This window comes from Myxococcus qinghaiensis (genome assembly GCF_024198215.1).
GTDB classification, from domain to species: domain Bacteria; phylum Myxococcota; class Myxococcia; order Myxococcales; family Myxococcaceae; genus Myxococcus; species Myxococcus qinghaiensis.
The window spans coordinates 1-3,649 of record NZ_JAKCFA010000065.1 but is presented as its reverse complement, the minus strand read 5'-3'; the positions used below and the strand labels follow the sequence as shown (position 1 = coordinate 3,649).

The following is a 3,649-nucleotide window of genomic DNA, read 5'->3' as shown; positions in this document are numbered from 1 at the left end:
CTTGGGGTCGACCTTTGCCACGACGTGTCGTGTCCCATGCCTCACGCCGCGTCAGCGAGCGACAAGCCTCCCGCCGGCTGCTGGCCTGCTCCTTCTGCAGCCGCCCATCCCCCCTGAACGCTTACCCCCGTCTCCCTAAGGACTTGAAGCTGCTGAAGGAGCAGGCTCCGAAGCTGGACGAGCCGCCGCCAGGAGTCGAGACGGGCGCGCCGCTCTGGCAGGAGTACGTCGCCTACCGCAAGAGGCGGCTGAAGGAGATTCAGGACGGTGACGCGGTCAAGGGCCCCCTGAAGTGGGAAGGCTACGGGGGGATGCGCGCCTACTATGCTCGGGGCATGGCATTCGAGAGGACCATGATTGCGCTCCTGGAGGCGGACGCTGCGTTGCCCCGCGCTCAGCGCCGCTGGCTCGGAGACTTCGAACAGCCTCGAATCGAGACGCACGTGGGCGTGTCGAAGGTGGACTTCCGGTATGCCGACGTCCTCGTCATCGAGGAGCGCCCACCAGCAGGCCAGCCGCCCCGGGTGGAGACGTTCAGCTTCAAGAGCAGGAACCTCGCCGCTCTGGACGAGAATGCACTGCCTGTGCAGGTGAATACGGATGCCAGCAATGCAATGAAGTACTACGGTGGGCGGCTGAAAATTCTTCGGGATGGGATGCGACAGCAGGCGGAGATCCGAAGAGTGCGGCTCGTCTATGAAGGCAAGGAGCTTTTGCCCAGGGACCGAAGCGGGTTGGATAACGCGGTGAGAAACACAGAGACCCTGATTGCGGGCGTCGAGGTGCTATTCCAATGAAGACGCTGACACTGCACGACTTGAACAAAGCGGATAGTCTGCGCTTCACGTTCGATGGGACCTTTGATGCTAGGAATGGGCTGGCGAGCAGCGTGGTACCGTTTCTCGATGCACTTGAGCAAAATGCCGATGGTTGGATGCCAACAATCGTCAAGACCAGCAGGAGTCGTAAATACTCCCAAGAGGCGGTGCGGCGTGCGCTTGAGGAACGTCGCGAGGAGTATGGGACAGTCATTGGATTGGTTCGGCCAGAGAATCCTGCTGTATCGTTGGTGCTTACTCTCGGGCCTGAACAGGAGCGGTCCCTCTGGAGCACTAGTCTCACGGTGCAGCCGCTTTCCTTTTTCTCTGAGATAGAAACCTGTCGCAGTTTCGTAAGAGTGGCACGGTCCTGGGCTGCTCAGTATCCCGCGAACTATGCTGCTGCGCACAGTGCTGCTGACATGCAGTTCGCGAAGTTCCCCACCTTTGGTCGTGACAATACGGCATGGAAGCGAGATGGGTTCGACAAGGTCTATGAGCTGTTCTGGCTGAACATCTTTGGTCCGAAGCTGGTGGAGTTGGTAGGCCGAGAGCGGATGCTCTCGACGCCCGCACACCTCGTGGAGGAGCTTCCCAATGGCTCCATCCTCCTGGTGCTATGGCCGACTGCCGCCGAGTTCGCCAGCGAGGAAGCGCGCGTGGCGCAGGCCCGCGCCCATGTCCACCTGCGGCCGGACCTCGACTTCGACACGGTGCTGCGCACGCTGAGGGAACGCAGCGCCGCGCTCGTACCTGTCGAGCCGCGCTTCCACCCTGACGTGGCGCCGTTCCTCTCTCGGCTGCCGGACGAGTTCGCCATCAGCGAGCGGCAACGGAAGATTGCCGAACTCAACGCCTTCCGGCCTCCGGTGCCGGAGGAGTGGCTCCCTGTTGCTCATCCCTCGGACGTGGCGAATCCGGAGCGCGTCCTCGAGTCTTACGGCGACTTGTCCGAAGGCCTCGTGGCGGCACTGCACACCAAGGTGCCCTCCATCATGGACGAGACGGCCGAGTCCCTCACGGACCTGGACTTCTACTTCTGGCAGGAGAACTTCCCGGAGCGGTACACGCGCGAACTCATCGACAGTCACACTGCTCCGGCGCTGGGGGCCTATCTGGGGGATATGATGGTGCGGCGGCTGGGCGGAACGTGGGTGCTGCGGCAGAAGGTGGAAGAGTCCCAGGTGCGCGTTGGCAAGCGCGTCTGGCTGCCCTTCCTCCGCGCCCGCCGGTACATGCAGTCCCGTCAGTCACTGCTGGACTACTCGCTCACGCAGTTCTTCCATGAGGTGGAGCGGTACCGGCCCTGACTGCGGCGGCTGGGCAGGGCTGGATGCCGAGTATGGCTTCGGGCAGGTGCTGCCCGAGCAGGGCGCCAGACGGATGGAGATGCTGCACAGCCCCCTTGTCGTACACGCCTGTCCAGGCCGCCATCTCATGCGATGCGTGACAAGGAGCTTGGCTCTCTTGGCTTAGGTGTACTTGGCGGTGATTCCTACTCCTCGTCGTCCGGAATCGGTTCGCCCCTGCGGTGTGCACTCACCTTCCTCTCCCACGACCTGAGCGTCGCAGCTTCGGCGGGGAAGCCTTGCCTCTCCAGCTCCGACGCATTCGCGCCGAGGGCCTCCTCCATTTCCTCCGCAAACTTGCCCTCCGGTAAACTCTCCAGCGCTTGGCGGGCATTGTGAATGTTCGCGTCCATATCGATAGGTACCCACTTCTTCATGCTGGCTCCTTAAGAGGTCATTGTGGAGGGCGTGGTATCCGCTTCATCAGATTTACGAATGCCGCGTAGTGCTGAACGTCCTCGGTCTCTCCCTGTTCGCCTTGAAGTGACTCTACCATGCGGGCGTGATGACGGTGATGTGGCACTACAACGTTGTCTCTGAACCAGCGGTTGAGCACTCTCCAGAAGCCGTTAATCCACTCCTCAGTATCTTTGGCTGTGAGGAAGTCATACAGCTTCAGGCTGAGCACCTCAGGCTGAGCATGGAAGATCGCATTTCGGTAGCGCTTAAGTAGTCCCATGTTCGGGCTCGTGAAGTACGGGGATAGCACTTGATCCTCCGGGTACATGGCCTGGAGCCCTTCGGCCACGACGAAGATCAGTCCGTAGAAGACCTCCATCAGATGGAACCCCGTCAGGAATTCGGCAGTTGAGGTCGCTCGCTGGTCAGGCGTTTCGCTGGGGAGACCGTCTACCTTTTTGAGCTGCGCCAGCAGGGATTCCCTGACGCTCGATGCTCGGACGTAGGATGTATGCAGTGCCGCGAGTTTTTCCGGTATTGGCATCGATTCGTTCGTCATCGCCGCTCCTATCAACGTGCAGATGCACGGCCGTGCCGGACACCGACGCCGGCGTTTTGAGTTCGTAAGTATACGGTGCGTGAGGCCACGCCAAGAAGCCGTGCGAGCCGGGCCCGCGGCATCAGGATGCAGCCGAGTGGTTCTATGCTGCGGCTACCCCCTCAATCTCGATGATCGTCATCTAGTCTCTTGAGGTGGGCGGCGTCAGGGACTGCACCGCCTCAAGCGCCCATGTCTACAGCGGGCGCCAGTCATCGCCGCGGGCGGCCTTCTCCACGTGCTGTGTCATGGCGGCATCAAGAGCTATCCTCTCCCTGGGAGAGAGTAGCGAGCCCTTTATGGGGCGTCGAGGAGTTACCGGCCGCCCGGATCTCACCCCTGGGGGGTATGGACCAAGGTATCCGTCCGACGGACGACGTGCTGCGGGCGTTGCCGGGATGAGCGGGGCAGGTCATCCCTCGACGGATGCAGAAGAGAGCTGAGAAGCCGGAGTGGGTGCGCGTCGCGGAGGAGTTCGAAGCGAG

The 3,649-nt window shown here is 61.7% G+C and carries 3 protein-coding genes and 1 pseudogene; 2 read left to right on the top strand and 2 right to left on the bottom strand.

Features of this window, described 5'->3' with window-relative positions; translation table 11 throughout:
* Window positions 1-125: 125 nt before the first annotated feature.
* Together LZ199_RS45790 and LZ199_RS45785 are read left to right on the top strand one after the other, a co-directional pair.
* Window positions 126-797, top strand: a pseudogene (locus LZ199_RS45790) (hypothetical protein); the annotation flags it as partial.
* Window positions 794-2,128 carry a hypothetical protein gene (locus LZ199_RS45785; protein ID WP_254000161.1) on the top strand — a complete coding sequence of 445 codons (1,335 nt, stop codon included), beginning with the start codon at window positions 794-796 and terminating at the stop codon, window positions 2,126-2,128. The pseudogene LZ199_RS45790 and the gene LZ199_RS45785, both read left to right, overlap by 4 nt.
* A gap of 185 nt (window positions 2,129-2,313) precedes the next feature.
* On the opposite strand, the gene LZ199_RS45780 is transcribed toward LZ199_RS45785, so the two are convergent.
* Together LZ199_RS45780 and LZ199_RS45775 are read right to left on the bottom strand one after the other, a co-directional pair.
* On the bottom strand, window positions 2,314-2,544 hold the full coding sequence (locus tag LZ199_RS45780) for a hypothetical protein (protein WP_254000160.1): 231 nt from the start codon (window positions 2,542-2,544) through the stop codon (window positions 2,314-2,316).
* A gap of 17 nt (window positions 2,545-2,561) precedes the next feature.
* A complete protein-coding gene (locus tag LZ199_RS45775) occupies window positions 2,562-3,125 on the bottom strand; it encodes a hypothetical protein (RefSeq protein ID WP_254000159.1) in 564 nt (187 codons plus the stop codon).
* Between the last annotated feature and the right edge of the window lie 524 nt (window positions 3,126-3,649).